At 48.6% G+C, this 26,134-nt stretch carries 23 protein-coding genes; 11 read left to right on the top strand and 12 right to left on the bottom strand.

Annotated features, from left to right (window positions below; translation table 11 throughout):
- Window positions 1–73: 73 nt before the first annotated feature.
- On the bottom strand, window positions 74–1,135 hold the full coding sequence (locus tag ACI2NF_RS03565; protein WP_400153094.1) for a hypothetical protein: 1,062 nt from the start codon (window positions 1,133–1,135) through the stop codon (window positions 74–76).
- A 183-nt stretch (window positions 1,136–1,318) separates the two neighbouring features.
- Between ACI2NF_RS03565 and ACI2NF_RS03560 the strand changes: the two genes are divergently transcribed.
- From ACI2NF_RS03560 to ACI2NF_RS03525, 8 genes are all read left to right on the top strand, one after another.
- Window positions 1,319–2,668, top strand: coding sequence for an ABC transporter substrate-binding protein (locus ACI2NF_RS03560; protein ID WP_400211074.1), 1,350 nt, complete (start codon window positions 1,319–1,321; stop codon window positions 2,666–2,668).
- Window positions 2,669–2,679: 11 nt separating this feature from the next.
- On the top strand, window positions 2,680–5,709 hold the full coding sequence (locus ACI2NF_RS03555) for an iron chelate uptake ABC transporter family permease subunit (RefSeq protein WP_400211073.1): 3,030 nt from the start codon (window positions 2,680–2,682) through the stop codon (window positions 5,707–5,709).
- A complete protein-coding gene (locus tag ACI2NF_RS03550) occupies window positions 5,699–6,535 on the top strand; it encodes an ABC transporter ATP-binding protein (protein ID WP_400195810.1) in 837 nt (278 codons plus the stop codon). The genes ACI2NF_RS03555 and ACI2NF_RS03550 overlap by 11 nt, the downstream gene beginning before the upstream one ends.
- 97 nt (window positions 6,536–6,632) lie before the next feature.
- Window positions 6,633–7,739 carry a pyridoxal phosphate-dependent aminotransferase gene (locus tag ACI2NF_RS03545; protein ID WP_400211072.1) on the top strand — a complete coding sequence of 369 codons (1,107 nt, stop codon included), beginning with the start codon at window positions 6,633–6,635 and terminating at the stop codon, window positions 7,737–7,739.
- Window positions 7,740–7,743: 4 nt separating this feature from the next.
- Entirely contained in the window at window positions 7,744–8,739 is a 996-nt protein-coding gene (cbiB, locus tag ACI2NF_RS03540; protein ID WP_400147871.1) for an adenosylcobinamide-phosphate synthase CbiB, read from the top strand.
- Window positions 8,736–9,473 carry an adenosylcobinamide amidohydrolase gene (locus ACI2NF_RS03535; RefSeq protein ID WP_400211071.1) on the top strand — a complete coding sequence of 246 codons (738 nt, stop codon included), beginning with the start codon at window positions 8,736–8,738 and terminating at the stop codon, window positions 9,471–9,473. Before cbiB ends, ACI2NF_RS03535 begins: the two co-directional genes overlap by 4 nt.
- On the top strand, window positions 9,470–10,288 hold the full coding sequence (gene cobS, locus ACI2NF_RS03530; RefSeq protein ID WP_400211070.1) for an adenosylcobinamide-GDP ribazoletransferase: 819 nt from the start codon (window positions 9,470–9,472) through the stop codon (window positions 10,286–10,288). The genes ACI2NF_RS03535 and cobS overlap by 4 nt, the downstream gene beginning before the upstream one ends.
- Before the next feature lies 1 nt (window position 10,289).
- A complete protein-coding gene (locus tag ACI2NF_RS03525) occupies window positions 10,290–10,895 on the top strand; it encodes an NTP transferase domain-containing protein (RefSeq protein WP_400201733.1) in 606 nt (201 codons plus the stop codon).
- Here ACI2NF_RS03525 and cobT read toward each other — a convergent pair.
- Window positions 10,883–12,004, bottom strand: coding sequence for a nicotinate mononucleotide-dependent phosphoribosyltransferase CobT (cobT, locus tag ACI2NF_RS03520; RefSeq protein ID WP_400153086.1), 1,122 nt, complete (start codon window positions 12,002–12,004; stop codon window positions 10,883–10,885). The two genes, ACI2NF_RS03525 and cobT, sit on opposite strands and share 13 nt — an antisense overlap.
- Before the next feature lie 173 nt (window positions 12,005–12,177).
- Here cobT and ACI2NF_RS03515 point away from each other — a divergent pair, with 173 nt between their 5' ends.
- Complete coding sequence (locus ACI2NF_RS03515; protein WP_400147863.1) at window positions 12,178–13,983, top strand: cobyric acid synthase; 1,806 nt, start codon at window positions 12,178–12,180, stop codon at window positions 13,981–13,983.
- A complete protein-coding gene (locus tag ACI2NF_RS03510; RefSeq protein WP_400210282.1) occupies window positions 13,965–14,774 on the top strand; it encodes a nucleotide-binding protein in 810 nt (269 codons plus the stop codon). The genes ACI2NF_RS03515 and ACI2NF_RS03510 overlap by 19 nt, the downstream gene beginning before the upstream one ends.
- On the opposite strand, the gene ACI2NF_RS03505 is transcribed toward ACI2NF_RS03510, so the two are convergent.
- The 9 genes from ACI2NF_RS03505 to ACI2NF_RS03465 all read right to left on the bottom strand — a co-directional run bounded on the left by ACI2NF_RS03505 (window position 14,766) and on the right by ACI2NF_RS03465 (window position 24,633).
- Complete coding sequence (locus ACI2NF_RS03505; RefSeq protein WP_400147859.1) at window positions 14,766–15,755, bottom strand: phosphoglycerate mutase; 990 nt, start codon at window positions 15,753–15,755, stop codon at window positions 14,766–14,768. The genes ACI2NF_RS03510 and ACI2NF_RS03505 overlap by 9 nt on opposite strands.
- A 130-nt stretch (window positions 15,756–15,885) precedes the next feature.
- The gene (locus ACI2NF_RS03500) at window positions 15,886–18,108 is read right to left on the bottom strand and encodes a hypothetical protein (RefSeq protein WP_400201731.1); all 2,223 of its coding nucleotides are present in this window, start codon (window positions 18,106–18,108) and stop codon (window positions 15,886–15,888) included.
- Window positions 18,109–18,272: 164 nt separating this feature from the next.
- Entirely contained in the window at window positions 18,273–19,007 is a 735-nt protein-coding gene (locus ACI2NF_RS03495) for an ABC transporter ATP-binding protein (RefSeq protein WP_400211069.1), read from the bottom strand.
- Window positions 19,004–21,169 (bottom strand): carbamoyltransferase HypF, encoded by a 2,166-nt coding sequence (hypF, locus tag ACI2NF_RS03490; protein ID WP_400211068.1) that lies wholly within the window; start codon window positions 21,167–21,169, stop codon window positions 19,004–19,006. The genes ACI2NF_RS03495 and hypF overlap by 4 nt, the downstream gene beginning before the upstream one ends.
- Window positions 21,170–21,222: 53 nt before the next feature.
- The gene (gene mtnP, locus ACI2NF_RS03485; protein ID WP_400150778.1) at window positions 21,223–22,023 is read right to left on the bottom strand and encodes an S-methyl-5'-thioadenosine phosphorylase; all 801 of its coding nucleotides are present in this window, start codon (window positions 22,021–22,023) and stop codon (window positions 21,223–21,225) included.
- Window positions 22,024–22,089: 66 nt separating this feature from the next.
- A complete protein-coding gene (locus tag ACI2NF_RS03480; RefSeq protein ID WP_400147851.1) occupies window positions 22,090–22,737 on the bottom strand; it encodes a histidinol phosphate phosphatase domain-containing protein in 648 nt (215 codons plus the stop codon).
- Window positions 22,734–23,336: a bifunctional phosphoribosyl-AMP cyclohydrolase/phosphoribosyl-ATP diphosphatase HisIE gene (gene hisIE / locus ACI2NF_RS03475; protein ID WP_177972115.1), complete on the bottom strand. Its 603-nt coding sequence runs from the start codon at window positions 23,334–23,336 to the stop codon at window positions 22,734–22,736. Before hisIE ends, ACI2NF_RS03480 begins: the two co-directional genes overlap by 4 nt.
- Complete coding sequence (gene hisF, locus ACI2NF_RS03470; protein WP_400150776.1) at window positions 23,333–24,085, bottom strand: imidazole glycerol phosphate synthase subunit HisF; 753 nt, start codon at window positions 24,083–24,085, stop codon at window positions 23,333–23,335. Before hisF ends, hisIE begins: the two co-directional genes overlap by 4 nt.
- Window positions 24,085–24,633 carry an imidazoleglycerol-phosphate dehydratase gene (locus tag ACI2NF_RS03465; RefSeq protein WP_400150774.1) on the bottom strand — a complete coding sequence of 183 codons (549 nt, stop codon included), beginning with the start codon at window positions 24,631–24,633 and terminating at the stop codon, window positions 24,085–24,087. Before ACI2NF_RS03465 ends, hisF begins: the two co-directional genes overlap by 1 nt.
- 282 nt (window positions 24,634–24,915) lie before the next feature.
- Between ACI2NF_RS03465 and ACI2NF_RS03460 the strand changes: the two genes are divergently transcribed.
- The gene (locus ACI2NF_RS03460) at window positions 24,916–25,710 is read left to right on the top strand and encodes an HFX_2341 family transcriptional regulator domain-containing protein (protein WP_400150772.1); all 795 of its coding nucleotides are present in this window, start codon (window positions 24,916–24,918) and stop codon (window positions 25,708–25,710) included.
- Here the strand turns inward: ACI2NF_RS03460 and ACI2NF_RS03455 are convergent.
- Window positions 25,700–26,083 (bottom strand): transcriptional regulator, encoded by a 384-nt coding sequence (locus ACI2NF_RS03455; RefSeq protein WP_400201727.1) that lies wholly within the window; start codon window positions 26,081–26,083, stop codon window positions 25,700–25,702. The genes ACI2NF_RS03460 and ACI2NF_RS03455 overlap by 11 nt on opposite strands.
- Window positions 26,084–26,134 lie beyond the last annotated feature (51 nt).

The raw sequence follows: 26,134 nt of genomic DNA, 5'->3' as shown, positions 1-26,134 counted from the left end.
GGACACTATTGAAAAAGGAGGACCTGCGGACAGACATGTCCGCAGTAAATTGTTTAGGGAAATGAATGAATCTTCACTTCTTTCTAAGGAAGAAGAACACACCTATTGCGAGGAGTGCGACTACAGCGACGACGACACCGACGATGAGTCCTGTGTTACCGTCATCCGACTTGTAACCTGTTGTGGACTCGGAGATTTCCTTTATGTATTGGTATGCTCCAGGATATCCTGTGTCCTTCCATGTCTTCTTCTCAGCATCTGAGAGTGCATTGTACACATCTGGACCGATGTAACCATTTCCAGTAGCAAGTGCGATCGTATCATTGAGATAATCTGTCTCTGTCTTTTCTACAGCCACCCATTTTCCATCCTTTGCGTAGAATGTAGCATTGATTCCAGTCTTCAACCAACCTGATGACAAGAATACGACGTCAACAAATCCTTCGTTTGCAAGTGCCTCATTGGCATTTGCAACGAAAGATTTCAATGTCTTCAATGTCTGGAATTCGATCCATTTTGACGATACATCCTTTCCATCTGCACCAATGACCTCTACAAATATGTGACTTGTGAATTCTGCAGGGAACTCTTTGGGTACATCTGTTGTTTTTGCTTCGAGGATAGTTTTGACATATGCATAGTCAGGGTAACCTTCACCCATATCAGACTTTGCCCAGAATTTCTGATTTTCTCCGAGAGCATCATACACCTCTTTAGAGATGAAACCATTACCAAGAGCTATTCCTGCATATGTTGCAGGAGGATACTGAAGTTTTGTATCTTCGACTTTTACCCACTCTTTTCCATCTTCGCTACCGACAAAACATGAATTCTTCGCCGTACCGTTATATTTCAGGCTCAGATATTTTCCATTCACAAATTGAAGTTCTGGGTATCCATAAAATTTGAATGCTTTGTTAGCTTCTTCTACATAATTCTCAAGCTCAGCTGTTGATGTAAACTTGATCCAGTCTGTACTTGTGACCATACCGTCTTCGTTCACGATTTCAATGTAGAAATAGTGCACCTTATTGTCATCTGCAGACGTGTCTGCGTCACTCACGACACAAACGACAGCAGTGAGACAGAACATGGCGACGACAGCCATTGTCAACGCTTTGAATTTTCCGTTCATGATAATAACCCTTATTGGATATTATATCCAAATTGAATGCTCCAAAATATAAACCTTTTGGATTACTGGTCCAATAATTATCACGTCATACATAGAATTTAATAGAATGCTGGATATTGGCAATATCATCCAATTGATACGATGAAAGATCCTGTGAATGACAATTCCAAAAAACAGCGGAAAATGACCGTTAATCAGGTCAAAGTCTACTCCACAGTGTCGATAATCCTAATCGGAATATTACTGTCGGGGATCGTATCACTGCAAACGAGCGAGAGTTCTCTAGCGCATGCGAATGGCATCCTGATAGATTTCGAGAAATACGACACGACATGGTTCAAATACGACCTCAATGTCTCTCACAACCCCATCTCGCTCCTTGACAAATGTTGCAAAGAGAACAATTACGAATACACGGTGGAGAAGGGTGTCGTCACTGAGATTAACGGGGTATCGAATAACGACACACATTCGTGGGGATTGTGGTATGTGGTGAAGAACTCCACATCATGGTCGAAATCCGATTCCTATGATATCGACATGAGGAACTATTCCATCGTCGCATGGGCATACAGGGATTCGGAAACGACCCCGACAGTAGCAGTCGATGCCACGGGCGTCAGCATCTATGGTTATCCGCAAGCCATGCGCATCGTCACACTATCTCCCGTAGCCACAGAGACCGTTGGCGCATTGAAGGCCACCGGTGCCATCGTCGGCATGGATTATTACAGCAACTACCCCAACTCTCTCAATAAAGCGAGGACGGAGGGAAGAATCGCCACAGTAGGGACGTACACCGACCCCAGCTACGAATTGATCATGAAACAGTCCCCGGACATCGTCATCGCAGATAGTACACAGTACAATCAAGTACAGGTAGCGAAGGCCATCAGGGATGCGGGCGTGAACTCCGTCGCACTCTACCAAGGAGAGGATATGGACACCATCTACGATAACACATTCATCGTAGGAACGGCCATAGGATACGAGATGACCGCAAAGAACATCATAGCTGAGGATGGGCTCGGGGCGAAAGCGGTCGCATCCAAGGTCGCGTTCACCGATAAGAAAAGGGTCATGGTAGCACTCTCGCCGGACAGCGCACCGTATGTCGCTGGAAACTACACCTACGTCAACGACATCATCAACACGATATCTGCAGAGAATGCATTCGGTTCGATGAAAGGATGGGCGCATGCGAACACCGAGATGATCGCTCAGAAGAATGCTGATGTCATAATCATCGTAACAGAATCGTACAAAGCGACACAGGCCGAATGGGATTACATGTACTCGCATCTCCCTGACGCGTGGAAGTTGACGAATGCGTACGCTAACAAAGAGATATATCTGGTCACGGGAAAGGCGGCTGACCTGGCATCACGTGCGGCGCCCAGATTCCCGCAACTCTCTGAACTCTTAGCCGAGATCATCCATCCGGATTCATTCGAGACCGAGGTCCCGAAATACATCGGTGATGAATACAGAGATTACCTCACGATCACCAAATACCTATCATACGACAACTGAGGAGGAGCTAAATGAATAGAAAGGCGACAGGAATCATCACACTCATCGCTGTGGCGATGATCCTCATAGTCCCCTTGTCTTCGATATCGTCGGACGGCGATGAGACACAAGGGGGCAAATTCATGCTCGACGAAGGCAACGGTGCCAAGACATGGTTCGATGCCGCGAAGGGCGACACATATAGCGATATCATAAGAGAGACGCTGGAAGCCAACGGACATACCTGTACGATATCCGGGGCGAGCATCACGATCGATGGGAAGACGACGAATACTGTGGGTACAGGCTCAGGCAGTTCGTCAGATGTCATCAAAATCCCTGGATCGTCCACCATCAAGGTAATATCGAAATGGATCCCCTATGAATGGAATAATGGAAAGAACAGATGGGATGTCGTCGCCGATCTCTCCGCTCCCTGCTCCTCAGGCCACATAGCGATCGGTTTCTATCCAGAAGGCATCGTACCGTCCGAGACTCCATACAACCAATCGGTCACATGCATGGGGTATGATGCCAAGGCATCCAACAGCCAAACCGCGATCATATCCGAAGATGGTCCGAAGGTCAATTGGGCCGAACTCGGATGGGATGGTGTGACATACGGCTCCATCACTGACACCAACACCAGCACAGGCATGGGATCCGATGGGGCCACATACACTGGAGCATATGCACAGGTGCTGATAGCAGGCGGATATGCATTCATCAAATACGGCCTAGATAACGATAGGAGTAGTACCGCAGCCCTCGTCTGCAGAGATATCGCGACAGGCGCCGTGAAATGGTTCTTCAAGTATCCGAGAGCATATTATGAGACAAGTAACTTCATAATCGTCGGCGACCACGTCATAGTACAGAGCTCCGCAGGCTTAGAAGGGGAGACCACGAGTTCCGTGGGTTCGATCTACAAGATCAACTGGAGAACTAGCAGCGGTCTTGCCACACCGGAGAAGACACTCACAGGAATCCCAGGTACGCTGACGGATTATCCTGCAGTCGGTTATGACGGGTATGCTGGTGCAAGTGGTGTCACATCACTCGTGTATGACTCCGGAGCAATATTCACCCTAGGATCGAACGGCATGGTCTACTGTTTCGACTTCGATCTGAATCCCGTATGGTCATACCACACCAATGGCAGAGCCTATTACTCTGCTCCCGTGGTATACAACAATCTACTCTTCGCCGGTATGCTCGATGGACATCTGTACATATTGGACAAGAACCTCGGCACGCTGAAGACGGACATAGAGGTCTATCAAGCCGACTACAAAGGAGATATTATCGGATCGGTCACCATGCCATCGATCGTTGAATCCGACGGCAAATACTACATCTTCTGCACATTCTCGGATGGACGTGGAATGAGCGCTCAGTTGTATGGTAACGCACTCTACGAATACGATGGGGAAAGCGATGTCAAGACCATCGTTGAACCCAAGGACAGAGGATACGGAAGTCTCGGAAGGATAACAGCAGTCGAAACTGGTGATTTCAAAGGCGTGTACTTCGAGGGTAATAAGAAACTATTCCGTATGAACCTCAACGGGAACATCTCCATATTGAACAAGGATGTGAACACATCACACTCATATCTCGTTCTGATCAATGGAGATAAGTTGGCCGCGACCAGTTATACTAAAGGTACGGCATTGATGGAGTTCGACCTCGAAGGCAACATCATAGGCAAGTATCTCGAGGATGAGAAATACCAACACTACTGCATGGCAGGACTCACTGTCTTCAATGGCGGATTCATCTATGGAAACGATTCAAGCGTGATATCCATCAGAGGAGGATTCGGAGATGGTTCGCCCGATCCGATCCCTGAGCAGGGCCTAGCCCCATGGCAGATACTTCTGATCGTGTTGGGCGCATTAGCTATCATATTGACATTGGCATACGTAGGCATGAGATACGGTCTGAAATGGGAACACCCCTGGAATCACATCGTATCATCCATCAACAACTTCCTGTTCGGCGAGGAATACTCGCACAATACACTGTCAAGACACCGCCTGTGGTTGGTCATGGGCATCGGATTGACACTCACACTCATCGCTGCGATAGCATCATTGTGCATAGGTCCCACCACTACGTTAGGTGTCGGAGAGATGTTCCAAAACCTCTTCTCCGCGGTAGGTAAAGGCGGGAACAATCTCACATACAACGAGCTGATGGTATACAGCGCAAGGCTTCCGAGGACGTTGGTCGCGATAGCTGTCGGTGTGGGATTGTCGGTCGCAGGTGCGATGTATCAAGCCATAATCAGGAACCCGTTGGTCGACCCGTACATAATGGGTGTCTCCTCGGGCGCAGGTACCGCGGCCATAGCTGTGATATCATTCGATTTCACATTCTTCGGCCTGTTCCCTGCGCATTCGATATATCTCACAGCATTCACCGCTGCGGTCGGAGGCATACTCGCATTCATGTGTACCATGTTGCTTGCAACGAAAGCAGGAGGGACATCCATCAACTACGTCCTCTCAGGAGTGATCGTGGGATTGGTGTTCTCCGCAGCACAGACACTTATGTTGACGTTCGCTGGCAACCACGTCACAGGTGCCCTCTCATGGTTATACGGTTCATTCTCCGAGATAACATGGTCCAAGGTATGGTTGGTGTTGATACCATCGTTCGCGATGTCGTTCGCCGTACTGTTCTGGGCGAAGGAATTCAACCTCGTACTGTTGGGTGAGGATCAGGCAAGACAGATGGGACTCAACGTCAAAAGATTCAACAGATGGATGCTCATAATCGCATCCGTGCTGACATCGATCTGCGTAGCGTTCGTTGGTATCATCGGATTCGTGGGATTGGTCATCCCTCACCTGTGCCGTATGATGCTCGGAGGAGACCACAGATTGGTATTGCCGACTTCGATGGCATTCGGAGGATTCCTGATGATCGTCGCAGACATAGCGTCAAGGATGCTCGTTCCAGGATTCGAACTCCCTGTCGGAGCCATAACAACGATAATAGGCGTACCTGTGTTCGCCTATCTCCTTATCAAGAGGGGGAAGATGTATGACGGATGAAATCCCGCTGTTGGAGGTCAAGGACCTTCAGAAATACTATGAGGACGGCTATCATGCCGTCAAAGGCGTATCGTACAAGATAGGATCAGGATTGTTGGTAGGTCTCATCGGACCCAATGGTTGTGGAAAGACCACGATGATGAAATGTATCAACAGATTGCATGACCCGACATCCGGCAACATCTTCATCGACGGAGAGAGCGTATTGAATAAAAGTCCGGGAGAGGTGGCGAAGATTGTCGCTAACGTTCCCGCTGAACTCAGAACTAGTTTCGGTCTGACGGTCTTCGAGACCGTCATGCTGGGAAGATACCCCTATCTCAAGAACGTATGGTGGGAGACGAAGGAGGATGAGACATTCGTCGAGGAATGCCTGAAGAAGTTCGGTGTGTATCATCTTAGGAATCGTCCGTTGCATATGCTATCCTCCGGAGAACAACAGCGTGTACTGATTGCCAAAGCATACGTCCAACAACCTAGGCTGATGCTTGTCGATGAACCTACGTCACACCTCGATATGAAATACAAACTCGATGTGATGGAATATCTCCGTGCGATGGTCAAGAAGAACATGACCATCCTTGTCGCTGAACACGATATCTCCCTGATGGCTAGGTATTGTGACCTGTGCATCATAATGAAGAAAGGTGAGATCGTTGCGATGGGTGACCCGAAGAAGGTCATAACATCCGAACTCATCGAGGACGTGTATGAGGTATCCGCATCCGTTGGGTTGGATAAGGACGGAGAACTGTACGTATTGCCGAAGAGATATCACGATAAGGACTACCAATACCACTTGGATACTTTCAAAGATGATGAGTGATGGTGACATCTGGGTTATAAATGGCAGAACATACCTGCAACAATGCGATGGATGACAATCTCGTACATTTATATCCATGAAATGATGTGTATGGACGATGAATCCATCCATGTTGTCCAGAAAGACATTGCACGAATTGCCGATGACCGTACACGGTGGACAGGCATGGAAGATCGGCGGCATAGAGGATTACAGTCACAATCTCAACCCATTCGGACCGCCGGATGACATCAAGGACATAATATCATCATCCATCGAGGGAATAGACCATTACCCCGATGATAACAGCACAGAACTGAAGGAAGCGATTTCCGAGAGATTCCATGTTGGAATGGAGAATATCATCATAGGTGCCGGTTCATCCGACATCATACGCATGTTCCCGAATACGTTCATCGAAGATGGTGAAACGGTCATAATCCCGAGTCCATCCTTCGCAGAGTATACGCACCAATGCAGGATAGTGGGTGCGAGAGTGTTCACTCAAGATCTTGAATCCAAGGATGATTTCTATATGGATTTCGATTCACTCAAATCCAAGATCGATGACAATGTAAAAGCAATCTACATCTGCAACCCTAACAACCCCACGGGAAGGATCGAGAGAAGGGAGGACATCCTGGATCTTGTCGAATATTGCGGAGACAAGGGGACATTCGTATTCCTTGACGAGACATTGCTGGAACTCGTACCAGAACACAAGGATATCTCATGCATCGAATACGTTGACAGATATCCAAACCTCCTGGTCGCAGGTTCTCTCACGAAATCATTCGCCATCCCTGGAATACGTATAGGATTCGGATTCTCCAATCCAGAGACGATCGGTGAATTGAACAAGGTGCGCATGACATGGAATGTCGGTCAAATAGAACAGAAGGTAGCCGCCGAACTCATACACAACAGGATGGGGCATGTGGAGAAGGCCGCCGCATTGATGGCATCCGAAGCGAGATGGATGTATCAGCAATTGACGGATATCGGGCTCCCCATAAGGATGACGGACTCATACTTCTTCTTCGATTCCATGCGCCCGTTGGGTATGAGCGGACATCAATTCGTTGAAAAGATGCTCAAGAACAACATAATGGTGCGCAATTGCGCATCATTCGGTATGAGATTCACAGATTACGTCAGATTCTGCGTGAAGGACAGGATACGCAACGAAAGATTCGTCGAAGCTGCCAGGAACGCATTGAGGTGATCCGATGGACATCTGGATGGATGCTGCCCTGATCATCGCCCTTGCGGTCATAATCGACTTCGTGATCGGAGAGGTGCCCAACGCCATACACCCACTGAGATGGATGGGAGACATACTCTATTGGATAGATAGGCACATAAGCAGAAAGAATCCAACGGTCACGAGACTCATGGGATTCCTATCATACCTGTTCGTACTCATCCTATTCGGAGGGATCGCGTTCCTATTATCCGCAGCCACGAAATACTATCTCGGAGAGGTAGCATGGATAATAGTCACAGCCATATTGTTCAAGGTGACGTTCGCGATATCATCATTCAGAAGACATTTGAGACCGATACGTAAAGACCTAGAGAAAGGGAACATAGAAAATGCCGCATCCAAACTGCAGATGATCGTCAGTCGCAACACCAAGGGTATGGATGAAGGACACATCGTATCATCATGCACCGAGACCGTATCCGAGAACTACGTCGACAGCGTCGTATCCCCTACGACATATTTCGGCATATTCGGACTCATTGGCGCCATAGCATTCAGATGCGCCAACCTCATGGATGCCATGTGGGGTTATCTCAACGATAAATACCGCCACTTAGGCACATTCCCTGCAAGATTCGATGATGTCCTTGGATTCGTCACATCCAGGACATCTATAGTATTCATCACAATCGGCGCATTCATCCTCAAGATGGATTGGAGGGCGGTCATCCCTGCCGCACTCAGAGAACATGATAAGACACCTTCTCCCAACAGCGGATGGTCCATGACCGCATTCGCGGCAGCATTGGGGATATCGATGGAGAAGAAGGGCGTATATGTCATGGGCACAGGCCCTATGCCCACCGTGAAGGACATGAGGAGATGCTGTCTTCTCGTTGAATTATCATCGATAATATATATCGCAGCGGTGGCATTACCCCTTTACATGTTCTGTGGGATCCACATACAGGGTTCCATCGAGAATCTATTCATACAATTGTTCGAGGTGCTAGCATGACACCTAAAGCCGATGTCCGTATCGAATACGTGAATGACTATCCTGTAGCAGTCATCGTATTCGATGAGAGAGTTGAGATATTGAGCTCGTGCGTATCCAACGGAGGATTGCGTGAAACGGATACGATCATAATCATGCAAGTCGATTCCACATACAACCATGATGATCCGCAGGTCGACATCGATCATGTGATCGAACAATTGGATCTGCCTAAGGACACAGTATCATTCATGACCGCCGCAGAGGTGGATCGTGTGATATCTGATGTTACAACAAAATATGATGGATATCAAGCGCGTGCGATCGCTACCGCAGGATTGTCCAATCATGTAGTGGCAGGGGACATCCTTGAGAATTATGAGGAGAGACACAGGATCTCCATGGAAAGAAGGAACAGATTGATGCATGCAGGGACGATCAATATAATCGGGATTTCTGAGATACCGCTCACTGATGCCGCTAAGGTAAATTCCATCATCGCCATGACGGAAGCCAAAACTGCAGCGATGAATGACCTAGGTTTCAAAGAGACCGGCACGACGTCCGATGCCATTGCCATAGTCTGTTCGAAGGAGGGTGAACGCGTGAACTACGCCGGAACAGGATTCGGCGTAGGGATCGCATTGGCACGCTCTGTTCGTGACGCTGTCAGAAGATGTCTGATCAAGAGGGGAGATTTCCCGTACGACATGAGTGATGAGGAATCCAAAGAGCTCAAGGGGAGATATGCATGAGTGATGATGTACAAAGATACAGATGCATCGATGCCATCACAGGCATGTTCTCGTTCTTCACCATGCTTCCGATAAACATCGAGATGAAGCATATCAATGCCATGAATAGAAAATTCTGGCTCACACCTATTGTTGGATTGTTCTACGCATTATTGGCCGTAGGTTCGTTCTCACTCATCGATTGGATGACGAATAGCACGATGATATCCGCCGCATTGACGATACTGTTGGTTGGGATGATGAATCGTTTCCTCCATCTTGACGGTACGATCGACATAGGCGACGGATTGACCGTAGCAGGGAAGAGAGAGGACCACGTCCGTGCACTGAAGGACACGTTGATAGGTGCAGGCGGGATGGCGACAGGATTGATGATAGTCCTATCCTTATTCGCCGAATATTCCTCCATGGCCGTATTGACATTCATCTTCGTAGGAGCCGCGGGAGAGATATTCGCAAGGAATGCTCAGGTCTCCGCTGCGGCATTCGGCACACCAGGCAACGGGATGGCAGGGGATTCCGTTAGATATACAGGAATCAAGAGTCTCGTAGCTTCCACAATCCTTGCGATTATCATCTCAATATCATATTGGGCCGTAGCATCATATGCCCTATTGGACGGATTCACATACTCGCATCTCGCGATACTCTTCACAGGGATTGCCATATCGATCGTCTGGGGTTTCATCATCTCCAGGATCGCCGAAAGGAACTTCGGCATGGTCAATGGAGATGTGCTCGGTGCGACGAACGAGACATCCCGTGTCGTGATCATATTCGCGATGTTATCGATGATAAGATTCATGGGGCTCTGACATGGAAGCCCTCATCATGGCCGGCGGGAAGGGCACGAGACTGTGCAAGAACGGTGTGGAGAAACCGTACATAAACGTCGCAGGCAAACATGTGATCGAACATGTCATAAATGCGCTCAAGAAAGCGAAATGTGTCGACAGGATACTCGTAACGGTCAGTCCAAACACCAAGAAGACAGAAGAATTCCTTATGACGCTTGACGATGTCGAGATAATAAGGACTTCAGGCGAGGACTATGTCGGCGACCTGCATGCCGCATATAGCGTAATGAATGGGAAATATGTGTTCTCCACACCTTCCGATCTCCCTCTTCTCAAAAGCTTCACCGTTGACAACTTCATAAAGGCGTTCGAGAAGGATCCTCATGACTCGTTCCTAGCCGTGGTAGATGAGGAGGTCGTAGTCAACACGGGCATCGTACCATCGTTCTCATTCGAGATGGATGGTTCCAAATGGGTGCTATCAGGACTCACGATAATGAACAGACAGATGATATTGGATGGAGAATGCCCCCCGGATTACTATTACAGGACAGATTGGGTCGATCTAGCGGTCAACGTCAACACCATGTACGAACTGCAATTAGCACGCGGTTACTTCGGCTGAACACCGAGTATCCCTTCATAGATCTCATGGACCTTCTTCAGAAGGATGTCACAATCCACCTTACCGGCAGAACTCGCTATCGCAGCTACCGATGAGCCTCCGCAACCAACACCTTCCTTGATGTATCCCCACTCATAGGCCTGAAGTCCTTCGTACGGACTCTCGCTGTAATCCATATTCACATACACCAACGGGATATCATTGGTGATCGAATCATTCATCTTACAGACGTTGGAAGCTGCATCCTTCACCAACCATCTCGTCGTACCATGGATCACATTGCCTTTGATTGATGGTTCCAACTCATAGGCACAGGCTATCACAGCTGACATCTGCGTCCCCCCGCCTACGATCACAGGGATGGATTCGGCAGCACCGATGATCATTCCGACGTTTACCGGCATCATGGGGTCCCCGACACATTCTATGGCCTTCAACGGATCATGGGCCAACGACCCCACCTCTATACCTGCGGCCTTGAACCCTTCCATCACCAGATTGGTCTTCAATTCCTTCGGATTCTTCGGTGATGAGCTGCTGACGAGATTCTCCTTGATCACTCCCATGGCCATCATGACAGCGAGTGCTGTCGTGGTACCTCCTGCGACGGATTCGCTCACAACGAGGAAATCATGACCTCTCGCAAGATTGCGACCGAGTATCTTGGCCTTCTCGAACACCTCCCTCACATTCTTCACGGCATGTCCCGTGGTGATCATGTCCCCGTATTCTCCGCCCATCTCGATGTATGGTACCTGGGGCATGACCTTGCATCCTCCGTTGACGATGAAACAAGGCATATCGGATAATTCCAAGGCCGCCATGGTGAGTGTTGCGGGCGTCGGTATGCCTCCGGGGTTGATAGGTATGCCCTTCATGCAGAGCGTCCTTCCACAGGACAGCAACTCCGCATCAGCAGGTCCGGTGAACAATGTCAATTCAGGCGTATCCCCTGCGTCCGATACCCCTGGTATCGTGGATGTCAATGTGTTACCGACGGTACAGGTGAATATCCCGCGCTTCCCCCAGATCCTCGAAAGAACATCTTTCGCTATGTCCTCATTACCGTAAATACTCAAAGAATCTGGAATATGGAAGCCTTCTGCCATATCCCGTGGAATGACAGCATATGATATAATGCCTTGGCGACCGCGGATAGCGTACGATTCCATAACCTCGGTAAAGAAGACGCCCCTAAAGTTACAAATAACCGAACGTCCCGCCCCATAATTGAATTTATAATCCACTACACGATATCCCGATACGCACGGAACGGGATCGAATGAAATGTATCAAGAATAAGGTGAATGCGGAACTGAAAGCCGGGAACATAGGCTCCAACACATCCTGTGAATATAACCCATGTCACTACAGAGGACAGAATTGTTCATTCTGCTATTGCCCATTCTACCCGTGTAACGATAAGGATCTTGGGAATGAGCTTCATTCAGAGAACACATCCAATGATGTATGGGATTGTTCACAATGCCTGTTCTGCCATGATAACAATGTCGTTGAGTATTCTTACAAAAGGTTCTCCGAACTTGGCATAACCGACAGCGATGACGAAAGGATCAGGGACATCGTGTTCAAAGAGGCCAAAGAGAGATTCTATCATTTAGGCAAATCCGTCATGATCGTCGGAGCGACATCCGATGCAGGCAAATCCATCACCGCAGCGGCATTATGTCGCATCATCAACAGGAAAGGATATTCTGTCACACCGTTCAAATCTCAGAACATGAGCCTCAACTCCAGGGTGACACGCCGCGGGGACGAGATATCCATGATACAGACCCTGCAGGCCAAGGCAGCAGGTGTGACCAGTCCATCATACACGATAAATCCGATCCTTCTGAAACCCAAGGGGGAGAGGAGGTCGCAGATAATCGTCGAAGGGAAACCTTTCAGAGATTGTTCCGTCTCATCCTACTACAGGACATTCGTCGAAGAGGAAGGCAGGGACATCGTCAAGAGGAACATAGATTTCCTCCGTTCGAGATACGATTATATCGTCATGGAAGGAGCAGGATCCCCTGCCGAGATCAACATCTATGACAGGGATATAGCGAACATGAGCGCCGCCGAGATGGCTGATGCGACATGCATACTCGTCGTCAACATGGAATGGGGAGGCTCATTCGCATATGCGCTAGGTACCATTGAACTGATACCCGAGAAGGACAGGAAGAGGATCAAAGGCATCATACTGAACAATCATAAGGGGAATGTGAAAGCCCTCGATGGTGCAAAGAAGAGGTTAGAGGAACTCACAGGCATACCTGTGCTAGGAGTCATACCTCACCTGAACGTTGATCTTCCAAAAGAGGATTCGGAATATTTCCGCAACACCAAGGAAGCGGGCAATGGTAAGTACATCATATCAGTGATCAAACTCCCGCACATATCCAATTTCACCGATCTCGATCCACTCATGCTCGAAGACGTGAAAGTGAGATTCGTCACGTCATCGGATGAACTGAAAGGATCCGATGCGATAATCATCCCCGGCACCAAGAACACCACTGATGACCTCCATTGGATGAACGTCAGTGGATTGTCGGAGCACATCAGGAACTATGTCGGCAGAATTCCGATCATAGGCATATGCGGAGGATACCAGATGATGGGTCGCAAGCTCATGGACCCCAACGGTATCGAGGATGAGAGATACCGTAGCATATCCGGATTGGGATTGTTCGACATGGAGGTCAGATGGAACTCCTACACCAAACACGTGTGCAAGAACACCGGCCATATGCTAATCGGAGATGAGGGGCGGATCTCTGGATATGAGATCCACATGGGCAATACAGTCAATAACAACGAGGAACCGTTGTTCTTCTTAGACCGCCTCAGAGGCGGTTTGACCGAGGGTTCCGTCAATCAGGACAGGAAACTCTTCGGAACATATCAGCACGGTGTATTCGAGATGCCTGCATTCAGGGATCATATCATGAAGCTCATCGGTGCAAAGGATACGAAGAGATTGGACTACAATGCATACGTCGAAGAGAATCTAGACAAACTCGCGAACGGATTCGAGAAGGCATTGGACATGGATAAGCTATGGGAGCTGATAGGATGAAGAGCATAATGTTCCTCGGAACGTCGTCATCCTCTGGAAAGACGCTCATCTCCGCAGTATATTGCAGATATCTTCATGATAAGGGACTGAGCGTAGCTCCGTTCAAAGCATCTGGTATCGCTCCTCACATCCACAAGTCCGATAAGAACAGGATCATGAACATGGAACAGGCGATCCAGGCATGGGCATCAGGGGACATCCCTGAACAGAGGATGAACCCTGTGCTGTTCAAGCCCGGAAGATCCAAGACCGTGGGCATCTACATCGATGGCGTGAAGGAATACACCCTGTCGGCAGGATGCAGACCTGACAACGGCAGACTCCTCAACTCTGCATTGGAAGCCTTCGACGGATTATCCAAGGAATATGATGAGGTCGTATGCGAAGGATATGGTTCTCCTATCGACATGAATCTCTACGATGATGATATCGCCAACATGAGGATGGTCACCGAGAGGGACATCCCTGCCGTACTCGTCTCCGATATAGAACGCGGAGGAGTGTTCGCTGTCATCTACGGCACATGGAAGCTCATACCTGAGAAGGATAGACATCACCTGAAAGGATACATCATAAACAGGTTCAGAGGGGACGAGAGCGTATTGAAGGACGGTATCGACAGGATCGAGGAACTCACTGGTCTGAAATGTTTCGGTGTCGCACCCTATGTGAACGTGGATCTCCCGACAGAGGATGTAGAGAACATCGACGATATCTGCGTCTCCGAGATCGATAGGGTACTTTCGATAATGAAGGAACATATCGACTTCGAGGGATTGGATTCATTGTGAGCCCATTATCCTAGGTATGACATCCTTCAATTCCACGTGCTCATCCTGATCGATGGATGTCTCGAAGGATGTCCAGAACGGGACCTTCGTTATTATGTGGTTCCCTGTCACGGATGATGTGCCGTGATCGACGAAATAGACTATCCTGTCTATATCGGAGAAATACTCCTCCATCTTCCTGTCTATGTGCTCCAGGATCCTCACCTTCTTCGGAGGATCCTTCTGATGACTATACTCATCGACCTCATCCATGTGCAGGAACACGTTGGTACGCTCCAACGCTTCTCTAGCGACAGGGAATCTGTCATCGATATCATCGATCAGCCTTATCTCCTGCCCCAATGACGCACATACGCCCAATGATGTAGGGCTATCGGATATCGCGAGCATCCGTTCTATGTATGGAGGATATTGTCTCTCGAACCTTCCGCAACCCCATGGATAATCCGTTATCCCATCCAGATCCTTGGCGACAGCCATGACCATCCTCCCCAGATCCCCAGGGACCTCCACGAACGGTGCAGGTACCGGCGGACTAGGCAATTCGGGTATGATATCGCACCTCATCGTCAATACAGCACGACCATTGAGGAAGAACTTGATCTGAGGATCATAATCCTTCAGGATGTCCATGTGCTCCTCCACCTTGGGGATCAGACGGTCGCAGAACTCCTCGGCATGATATGACCAATTGATCATACCATTCTCGATTATCGCAGGCGATAGACGGTATGCGGTCCTCCCTCTGACATCCAATCCAAGGCCCATCCCCTCCAATGCTGCCCTTGCTATCTCTGGCGGGTGTCCGGTGAAGAATTCGTTCAAGAAAAGATGAGTGTATCCTCTTCCATCAGTGAAACCCCTGTGCGTCGCCTTGGACCTCATGAACGGCATGTTAGCAACATCCAATGGTTTCCTGCCACCGTATTCTGGAACAGGATCGTCCTCAGCACCGTCAAGAAGAACGAATAACGTATTCATCCGATATCCACCGCTGTGAACGGTGATTATTGTTCGGCGATTTAACTATATCATCTGCATGAGTGGATTCGCACACCACATGAGAATGTGGTGAATCAGCATCGTCAATCTTTGACCATGGGATGGATGTCTACACGATCCTGATGAAACCGCGAGACATGAGCGCGCTCAGCACATCACATGCGGATTCTGCGATTGCGAGACAATCCTCGGCAGTATCGCCTATATGCTCTATCTCCAATGTCTGTGTTCCTGAAAGGTGGATGCATTGGGTCGTGAATGACTCGATACGATAATCGAAATCGTCATCGATCAGTCTCCTTTCACCAAGGTATGTTCTTTGCTCATCCTCTGAATATTCATCAGTAGCGTACAGACTCATCTTGAAGACCCCTTGTACTAGATCACCTGTATATGAGAATAGAACATTCGATAGACCGTACTTCTCGCACAACTCATTATAGTAATCGGTACCTTCACTCATGTCCGCATATGTGGTCACGGTCATCTCCTGAACATATGCACCAGGTATGGTCACCTTACATCCCGCCACATCGCCATCTGTTGTATGTTGATCTCCACGTGAGAGAGTGAGTACGCCATCCACCTCATCATACACACTTTCCGAATACCCATCGATGATGACAATCATACGCCCCTCATGACTGGAAACTTCCAATTTCGACGTTGCATGGTATTTGCCATCGCTGTCATTCAATTCAGGATTCGAATGCGTAATGGAATACCTGAATCCAAGAGGACTGAAATGCTCATCATTGTGTTTCTTGTTGTCCTCTTTTTTGTTGTCCTCTTTTTCATACAACTTATCTTTCCACTCATTCCACTTATCATTATCGATTGTGGAGACCGTCGTTACCGAATCCACTATCCTAACATACATACGGGACGTTAAGACCTGGAGGAGATTGTTGGCTGATTCTGTTTTAGCAAGACAGTCCTCGGCAGTATCGCCTATGTGTTGTATCTCCAATGTCTGTGTTCCTGAAAGAAGGATGCCGTAGACCGTAATCGACTCCATACGATAATCGAAATTGTCATCGATCTGTCTTTCGTTGACCGTGTGACTAAAACCACCGTTCTTATTATATTGGATGTCGGCAGCATATAGGCTTATGATCCTCTTACCATCATAATCGAGAACACATCTGTATGAGAAACTGACGTCGGACAGATTGTACCTCTCACACAGCTCATTGTAATAATCGGTACCTGGGCTCATATCCGCGAATGTTGTTACAACCATCTCCTGCATACGCACACCAGGGAAGAATGCCTTGCACTCCTTCGGAACACCATCTATTATATGCTGCCCGTTCCTAGAGATGAGTATGCCTTCATCCGTGATATCGAAGTTGATATCTTTCGTTGCAATTCCACTGAGAAGCACCATCTGACCGTCGCTACCACGGATCTGCAACTTCGACACTGCATGATATTTTCCATCGCCATCATCCAACAATGGAGATGTGTGATCGATTGAGTATGCAGACTGCTTACCATAGTTGTTGTTTTGTCCACCGGTAGCCTCCTTTTGCCACGGATCCCATACTACATCAAGGACAGGGAAGGCATTGTTGACCGAATCCACCATCCGGATGTTTCCTTTGTTCATCAGATAATTCAAAAGGTTCTCGGCAGAATAAATGCTAGCGAGAGATTCATCAACGGTATGATCGATATGTTGTACCTCAAGATAGTCATCTGACGATAGGCGGATGCCATATGCTGTGATCGGCACCATACGATAATTAAAATCCTGATCGATGACCTTATCTGAATCACACTTATTATGCAGATGATATTTGAGCCCGCCCGTAAAATGGGACGATACGTAGAACAATGCTTTCGATAAGTTGTATTTCTCACACAGCTCATTGTAGTAATCAGTTCCGGGACTAATATTATCATATGTTGTCACGGTCATCCTTTCCAACATGGTGTGTGGGAAGAACGCTTTGCATTCCGTCGACCACTCTAGCGAATCAGGATTCAAGAATGATTTACTCTTGGATGATATCTCGATACCGCCAGGGACGAATTGATAGTCGATCTTCTCGTCCGAAGCACCGGTGAGAAGAAGGACCATCTCCCCCTTGCCGTTATGAATCTGTAACTTCGAGACGGCATAATACAGCCCATCTATCTCATTCAACTGAGGGTCTGTGTGAATGACCGAGAATCTGTATCCAAACATATTGTCCTTCATGCCCTCATAGTGATTGCCTGTGTGATGCCATGCATCCCAATCGACATTACCTACGGTAGCGACGGTACCTACGGCAACACCTCCTCCCAAGACGACGAGGGCAATGAGAAGGGTCAGAGTCTTCATATACGCTACGAGAGCGTTGGTAGCTATAAATGAATTTGTTCTACGATCCTGGATCCAACGTCCTTTGTCAGATAATGATGTGAAAAACGATGAGAAAGATGTTTGGATCGCGAACCGTATCGCTTTGAAATGAAAGGATCGTGAGTATCGACCCGTACTGAATATCAATCCCTTGGAACAACGTACGGCTTGCTTGCTCCATCGACCACCTTGGTGTCGATGTTGTAGACCTCACGAATGATATCCTCTGTCATCCCATCGTTGGCGATCTCGGTGAATACGGTTCCGTTCTTCGTGAGCACAAGCCTATCAGACAGGTGGATTGCCATGTTCAAATCGTGAGCAATCATTATCACTCCAACATTCCTCTCACGGGCTATGTCGCGGATAATATGCATAGTCTCGTACGCATTGGAGATATCTAGGTTGGAAGTGTGTTCATCAAGCAGAAGCGTTCCCGCCTCCTGCACCAGTGCCCTGGCGATCTGAACCTTCTGGAACTCCCCTCCGCTGAGTGTATCCAGACATTTCACAGCGAACCTATCCAGATCCATGGCGTGGACCACTTCCCACACCACGCCCATATCCTCCTTCCTGATGTTGACATCTATGTACGGACGTCTGCCGACGAGTATGTAGTCCATCACTGTGGAATGGATGCGCGGAAACCTCTGCGGTACGTATGCGATCAGCTTCGAACGGTCCCTGAGCGAGATGTTCGATAGATCGGTGTTGTTGACCATCACCTTCCTGTGGGACGGTTTCAGGATCCCACACAGACATTTCATCAACGTGGTCTTACCCACTCCATTGGAGCCTAACAAGGAAACAATCTCACCCTCATCCACGGATATGTCCACATCACGAAGGACCTCCCTCTTGTTGTAGGAGAAGCTCAATCCAATGATCTCAACGCGATGATCGCCTGTCCGACGGATATCCCTCCGTCGCCATTCGGCACCTTATTATGCAGGATCGGTTTCATGCCTCTCGCTCTGACTGCATTCTCGAACATTTGGGTTATCGGCCCATTATATGACACTCCGCCTGTGATGCCTATCGCATCTATGCCCCTATTCTGAGCATCGTCACAGGCCACATTGACCATCTCGTCCATTATCGATCTGACGATGGAATATGCGACATCCTCTTTCTTCGCTTCACTCGAAACATCGTTGAAAAGATGTGCGGTCTTGATGACACCGGACTCCGTGTATGTCTCATAACCCTCTAACATCGTACCTCTTCTCAACAGAGGTTCCATCTTCATTGCCGGTTCCCCATCATATGTGCGAACATCACATACGCCCAACCAATATGACAAGGCATCCAATATCCTTCCCAAGGATGACGAGCCGATGCTGTTCGGGATGATCTTCCTCATGATCTGTGCATCCTTCTCCGGAACGATGCCGGTGTCCACACCATTGATCTCATCGATGGCGAACTTCAATCTCCTTATGTCATGGAGTGCCCTTTCGGAACCGATCAATGGTATGTATTCCAGATGAGCGAGTCTATCATAATGATCATATGTTGTGTGAAGGACCTCTCCTCCCCACGCCTGGCCGTCATCACCATGTCCTGTCCCATCGACAGCGATGACGACCGCATCATCGACATCATTCTCTGCCATCAATGATGCTGCATGGGCCCAATGATGTTGAACTTCGATCAACTTCGCACCGAATCTCTCAGACAATGTCTTAGCATACCGTCTATTGACATATCCTGGATGGAGATCCATCGTTATCGCTTCTGGTCTGCATCCGAGCAGATCTATGAATGAATCCGTTGCAGATTCCAGATAATCGACCACACCGAACGACTCCCCGTTCCCGATGTGCTGCGTAGTGTACATCCTGCCGTCGGATGCGATGGTCGCTGTGAGATTCTCCTGAGCTCCCACTCCGACAGCGGAGTGTTTCGAGTCCACTTTGATGTATGAAGGGATGTAACCTCTGGATTTCCTAATGATCTGTTCCCTATCGCCGTATGCTCTGACGACAGAATCGTCCGCACGGTTGATTATCCTCTGATCATGTAGGAGATACACATCCGCACCCAAAGACATTATGCCGTCATCCTCCAGCACCATGGGTTCACCTGGAAGGTTAGCAGATGTCATTATCAGAGCATCATGCTCCAGACAATCGAACAATATGTGCTGCATCCCCGTGTATGGAAGGAATATCCCCACATTGTCCAATCCTGGGGCCAACCCTCTGCAGATATCCTCGGAGATCTTATCGACAAGGACTATCGGTCTGTTAGGAGATAATAACAATTCCCTCTCCTTGGATGTCAGTTCCACATACCTCTCCGCAACATCGATGTCCCTGACCATCACGGCGAAGGGTTTCTCCTTCCTGCCATACCATTCCCTCAGACGATCTATGTTCTCAAGAACAGTGCAAATGTGCATCCCGCCCCAACTCTTAGCGATCCCGATCCTTCCTGAATCCATGTATTTGGCGAAGGTTGGTATCGGATCGCCATCGATCCCTGAACCGTTCCCGTCCACGATACGATATCTTGGGCCGCAATCTGGACAGCATACGGTCTGATGATGGAATCTCCTATCTGCCATATCCGCATATTCGCGCCTACATGGATCGCACATTGGGAATTTCGCCATAGCAGTATTATCCCTGTCATACGGCAATGATGACAACAATGTGAATCTCGCACCGCAGTTGGTACATGTGGTGAACGCATAACCCTTACGCCTACCCTCTGACCTCATCTCCTTGAGACATTCATCGCAAACTGCGGTATCGGTAGGTATGCTCACTCCCTTGCTTCTATGTTCGGAATGCACTATGGAGAACGATGTGCAATCGGGCATTGGTGTATCCAATATCTCTATCCTGTCGATGATCGCCAACGGAGGGAGACTCCTCTTGATGCCTTCGATCAACGCATCCGCATCATCTACATCAATCATCACCTTGGAACCGTCGTTCCATACCCTCCCCCTGAGACCTAAGGAAGAGGCCACACGCTGTACCATAGGTCTGAAACCGACCCCTTGGACCGTGCCTTCGATAATGATCCTCATATCCACTCCGAATCCTTGTTCAAGGATGATCGAGATAGTTTCCGAAACAATCCTCAGATCTTGTTGAATCCTTCTATCGCACCGCTAGCCGTAGGCTCATCGATGCAACTGCATGCAGGCAATCCCTCAAGCCTTGGAAGGGCGAGTTCGAGTATCCTGCATATCTTGTCAAGACATTCCGCCATCGTTTTGACGACCATCTCCATTGTGACGGTCTCCTCCTTCCATGCATCATAGTCCGTGATTGTAGCGAGTGAACAGTAACACATTCCCGCTTCCCTTGCGAGTTGACATTCGGGGACCAAGGTCATACCTATGAGGTCTCCGCCGAGTATCCTGAACATCCTACTCTCCGCTCTTGTAGAGAATCTTGGGCCCTCTATGCACACATATGCTCCGCCCATATGGTATGGTATGCCCATCTCCTTCGCGCACTCGTCGAATACCTTGGACACCTGGGGACAGAATGGTTCCGGCATGGCCATGTGAACCGTGCTGTCCATGAAGTATGTGTAATCCCTCTTCTTGGTGAAATCTATCATCTGATCGACGATCACCATATCCCCTGGCACATAATCCTCTCTCAATGAACCGACAGCACATGGTGATACGATTATCTCCACTCCGAGCTTCTTCAGAGCGTAGATGTTAGCTCTGTATGGTACGCTCGAAGGAGGATACTGATGATTGTTACCGTGTCTCGGCAGGAAAGCGACCTCCACACCGTTGATCTTCCCGATCAATATCTCATCCGAAGGCTTTCCGAAAGGTGTGTCCGGGAATACTTTCTCCTTGAGTTCGAATCTCTCCGGATTGTATACTCCGGTCCCTCCGATTATTCCGATCTTAGGCATGACCACATGAATAACGTGGGCGTATAAAACAAGGGGTGCCCGCCCGTATGAGGCGGTTCACCCTATTCACAGATGCTTTATCGCATCGAAAGGTGTTTTCTGTATCGCAAGGTCAGCTTCATCCTTTGAAAGACCTGCGCCCAATGCGACGATGTATGCATCCTTCTCGGACATCAGATCCTCGGGAGCGTGCGCATCGGAATTGATGATCATCTTTGCCCCGAATCTCCTTGCGAGATTCACAACATAGCCGTTAGTGATGTTGTGACCCTTCCTTCCGGTTATCTCGATGAGTACATCATTGTCCTTGGCGAACTGCATCTCATCCTCGGTGATGAATCCAGGGTGTGCCAACACATCCACATCAGGATTCTTCGCAGCCTGCATGTTGGTCCCACATTCCACGGGCTCGACCACGGTCTCCCCGTGCACAACGATCCATTCCGCTCCGAATCTCCTCGCATCTGCGATCACCTTGTCCATCTTGGATGGAGGGACATGCGTTATCTCCACGCCAGGGATGACCTTTATCGAATCATCGGTGAGTTCCACAGCCCTGATGACATTCTTGACGACATGCTCCACATTGGTCATGTCCACGTGATCCGTTATCGCGATTGCGCTTGCACCCAAGGTCTTGGCCGTCCTGACCAATTCTGCAGGGATCAATTCACCATCGCTGAATGTGCTGTGAGTGTGGAGTTCTGCTCTCATTGTGCCCTCTCCGATAATTTCCTGTAGACCTCTTCCATCGGAAGTCCTGTCTTCTCTATGGCGACCATCGTGTGGTAGATGAGATCGGCGAGTTCCCATGCCACCTCATCCTCCTCCTTGTCCTTTATGGCAAGAACGAATTCGGCCGCTTCCTCGACTATCTTCTTACACATCTTGGTCTCATCGTTGAATAACTTGACAGTGTAGCTCCCTTCCTCGGGATTGACCTTCCTGTCGTGGATAACCCTCTTCAGATCGGGGATTATGGCGGATGTCTCATCGAGTTCTCCATAGATGAGGTCGTAGAAACATGATGGTTTTCCTGTGTGACATGCAACACCTTCCTGTTTCACCCTTACGAGCAACGTATCCGCATCACAATCCGTCTGCATGGATACGATCCTCTGCACATGTCCGGATTCCTCTCCCTTCTTCCAGAGCTTCTTCCTACTCCTGGACCAGAAGTGGGTGTATCCCGTCTCCTTCATGAGACGGACAGCCTCCTCATTGGACCAGGCCATCATGAGCACCTCGCCTGTTGTGCTATCCTGGACGATCACTGGGATCAGACCATTCGAATCGTATTTCAGATCGGTCATCTGACAACAACCCCTCTATCCTTGAGATACTGTTTCACATCCCCTACGGTGTATTCCTTGAAGTGGAATATCGATGCGGCCAATGCTGCTGCCGCATTCGTCTGTGTGAACACCTCATAGATGTGCTCCACACTACCACATCCGCCTGAGGCTATCACTGGTATGCTGACCGCATCCGCGATCGCAGCTGTAGCGGGTATATCATATCCTGTCTTCACACCATCGGCATCCATCGATGTCAAGAGGATCTCTCCTGCACCGAGGTCCTGTGCCCTCTGTGCCCACTCCAATGCATCGAGTCCCGTATCCTTGGTACCGCCGTGTGTGACGACCGTCCACCCATTGTCCTTCTTCTTCACATCTATCGCAACGACGACACACTGCCTTCCGAAGTTCTCCGCACACCCTGTTATCATATCGGGATTCATCACGGCGGCTGAATTGATCGATACCTTGTCCGCACCTGCGTTCAGTGCCTTCCTCATATCATCCACGGATGATATCCCTCCTCCTACACAGAGAGGAACGGTCAATCTCTCCGCAGTCTCCGTCACGATGTTGAGCATCGTCTTCCTGCCTTCGACCGATGCGGAGATGTCCAAGAACGTAACTTCGTCCGCACCCTGTCCCTCATACTCCTTAGCGAGGTCCGGCGGATATCCAACGTCCCTTAGATTCTTGAATTTGATACCTTTGACGACTTTGCCGTCCTTCATGTCAAGACATGGGATGATACGTTTAGCCAACATCAGTTCACCTTGACCTTGTCTTTGGTACTCAGTTCCGTATCACGTTTGACCAATGCGGCACACAATGCCTTGCCCATCGATTTGAATGATGCTTCGATGATGTGGTGCTCATCGAATCCTCTGAACTGCAATATGTGGAGCGTTATGCCTGCAGACATGGCGAAGCTCCTCATGAAGTGCTGATACAACGGATCGGGAATGTCTGTCTCGCAATATGGCCTATCAACGATGTCCAATGATGTCATGACCATAGCATCATCCATTACGACCGTTGCCGTGGACATCCTCTCTATCGGAGAATCGTCAAGAGCCTTCGCGAATGCTTTCCCTATGCTGATAGCTACATCCTCGATCAAGTGGTGATCGTTATCTCCTGTGGCCCTCATCATTATGTCTATATTCGAGTACCTTGCGAACGTCTCGACCATGTGTTTTAGGAATTGGATGTCACATTCAACATCGAACGAACCCGTTCCGTCCAAATTGAGCTCGACCGCGATATCTGTTTCACGTGTCTTACGTTCAATCTTTGCGATCCTGTCTGCCATGATATATCAACATCGATACGTACGGCATCGTCTTATTTAACACTTATAAAGAGAGGAATAGAGACCATCCGTTACAAAAAATTGGAGGAATAGATTTGGCGCAACGGATGTAAGATGTTTCTCCTGTGGATGGATTAGTTATCCAACATATATACTTTACTAGCGAGCCTTCAATCTGCGGTCTTTAGAGTTTAAAATCACGCGAAAAATATTCATTTTCATCAAAAATTAAGCGATGTCATCCCAATAACATTTATAATGTTATATCTGTAGAAGATACGTATGGCATCCGGAAAGAAGGACAGGATCGTAATCTCATGCGTTACATTCGATGTCGCCAAAGTGGTCTCACCCATAGTCCACTACGAAGCCAGCAGAGTGCACCTGATCCACTATGTGAAATCCGATGACATATACCAAGAATTCTATGATGAGGTCTGTGCCCGTATCTCCGAGGAGATACCGAGATGCGAGATCGTAGAACATAATGCGGAGGTATTCGATTTCGCGAAGATGATGAATGTCGTCTCCAGGATCATGGAGGATGAGATCGAACGTGCCGAGATCAGGCCGGACATCTACGTCAATGTGTCTGCAGGAACATCGGAATACTCTGCAGCATCACTGATGGCATCCATGATGCATGAAGGGGTCATGCCATTCAACGTACCTACAGAGAGATACACCGTGTCCCCTGACAGGATAAAGGACGTTTATTTCGATGACGGACGCCCGGTCGGCCTATCCATGTCCGTCAGGGAACCCACACTGATCTCCACCTTCACCATGAAGATGCCTGATAAGGGTCAGATCAAAGGTTTATGGATATTGAAGAGGCGCCTTAACAACAAAGAGCCTATCAGCGCCGCTGCCATAATACCAGAACTCTCTGAACTAGGTCTCATCAAATGCAACTACTCCATGGGTTCGAAGAAACCAGATCAGAACACACTGATGAACTATCAGCGTAACTTCGTCGATAAATGGATACACAACGGATGGGCGGAAAGGACTTCCAAAAGGATGATGAGGATCACACCGGACGGAGAAGCCGTCCTGAAGATGTTCATGGATTGAAGTTATCGCGTGGACACTCGAGACATTTGTTCAGATCCTCTTTAGCGCCCTGTATCGCGTATATCTCGTCGACCATGCCGATGCTCTTGACAAAACAGCAGATATCACATAGCACATCTGCGAAATTCGCGCCTTCGATCATCATATCGGCGGACGATACGATCTTGTTGAAGAACATAACCCTGTAGATGCTGTTCTCGATGTATGAGTTGCCACCCCTCAGGCCCTTGATGTATTGAGAGACCGCTGCACTCGTGACCCCGAACATCTTAGCGACCTTCGCTTGGGTCAGGCCATGCCTGATGACCAATTGCCTTGCCAACTCCCCTCTGGCCGTAGGTAGTATCTCTGATACGATCAACTCACATGGCATCTTCATATTACCTCACAATGTCCGATTACATACATAAACATGACTTGATGT

The organism is Candidatus Methanarcanum hacksteinii (assembly GCF_964305265.1).
Lineage (GTDB): Archaea > Thermoplasmatota > Thermoplasmata > Methanomassiliicoccales > Methanomethylophilaceae > Methanarcanum > Methanarcanum hacksteinii.
Note: the sequence above shows the minus strand (reverse complement) of the source record. Positions and strands in the feature narration are given on the sequence as shown.

Coding starts and splice junctions, on each gene's coding strand:
- cobS (WP_400211070.1), top strand. CDS start 9,470: ATGAGTGATGATGTACAAAGATACAGATGCATCGATGCCATCACAGGC.
- ACI2NF_RS03555 (WP_400211073.1), top strand. CDS start 2,680: ATGAATAGAAAGGCGACAGGAATCATCACACTCATCGCTGTGGCGATG.
- ACI2NF_RS03550 (WP_400195810.1), top strand. CDS start 5,699: ATGACGGATGAAATCCCGCTGTTGGAGGTCAAGGACCTTCAGAAATAC.
- ACI2NF_RS03505 (WP_400147859.1), bottom strand. CDS start 15,755: ATGAATACGTTATTCGTTCTTCTTGACGGTGCTGAGGACGATCCTGTT.
- hisF (WP_400150776.1), bottom strand. CDS start 24,085: ATGTTGGCTAAACGTATCATCCCATGTCTTGACATGAAGGACGGCAAA.
- hisIE (WP_177972115.1), bottom strand. CDS start 23,336: ATGACCGATCTGAAATACGATTCGAATGGTCTGATCCCAGTGATCGTC.
- ACI2NF_RS03460 (WP_400150772.1), top strand. CDS start 24,916: ATGGCATCCGGAAAGAAGGACAGGATCGTAATCTCATGCGTTACATTC.
- cobT (WP_400153086.1), bottom strand. CDS start 12,004: ATGGCAGAAGGCTTCCATATTCCAGATTCTTTGAGTATTTACGGTAAT.
- ACI2NF_RS03565 (WP_400153094.1), bottom strand. CDS start 1,135: ATGAACGGAAAATTCAAAGCGTTGACAATGGCTGTCGTCGCCATGTTC.
- ACI2NF_RS03465 (WP_400150774.1), bottom strand. CDS start 24,633: ATGGCAGACAGGATCGCAAAGATTGAACGTAAGACACGTGAAACAGAT.
- cbiB (WP_400147871.1), top strand. CDS start 7,744: ATGGACATCTGGATGGATGCTGCCCTGATCATCGCCCTTGCGGTCATA.
- ACI2NF_RS03515 (WP_400147863.1), top strand. CDS start 12,178: ATGAAATGTATCAAGAATAAGGTGAATGCGGAACTGAAAGCCGGGAAC.
- ACI2NF_RS03535 (WP_400211071.1), top strand. CDS start 8,736: ATGACACCTAAAGCCGATGTCCGTATCGAATACGTGAATGACTATCCT.
- hypF (WP_400211068.1), bottom strand. CDS start 21,169: ATGAGGATCATTATCGAAGGCACGGTCCAAGGGGTCGGTTTCAGACCT.
- ACI2NF_RS03510 (WP_400210282.1), top strand. CDS start 13,965: ATGGGAGCTGATAGGATGAAGAGCATAATGTTCCTCGGAACGTCGTCA.
- ACI2NF_RS03560 (WP_400211074.1), top strand. CDS start 1,319: ATGACCGTTAATCAGGTCAAAGTCTACTCCACAGTGTCGATAATCCTA.
- mtnP (WP_400150778.1), bottom strand. CDS start 22,023: ATGCCTAAGATCGGAATAATCGGAGGGACCGGAGTATACAATCCGGAG.
- ACI2NF_RS03455 (WP_400201727.1), bottom strand. CDS start 26,083: ATGCCATGTGAGTTGATCGTATCAGAGATACTACCTACGGCCAGAGGG.
- ACI2NF_RS03545 (WP_400211072.1), top strand. CDS start 6,633: ATGAATCCATCCATGTTGTCCAGAAAGACATTGCACGAATTGCCGATG.
- ACI2NF_RS03525 (WP_400201733.1), top strand. CDS start 10,290: ATGGAAGCCCTCATCATGGCCGGCGGGAAGGGCACGAGACTGTGCAAG.
- ACI2NF_RS03500 (WP_400201731.1), bottom strand. CDS start 18,108: ATGAAGACTCTGACCCTTCTCATTGCCCTCGTCGTCTTGGGAGGAGGT.
- ACI2NF_RS03480 (WP_400147851.1), bottom strand. CDS start 22,737: ATGAGAGCAGAACTCCACACTCACAGCACATTCAGCGATGGTGAATTG.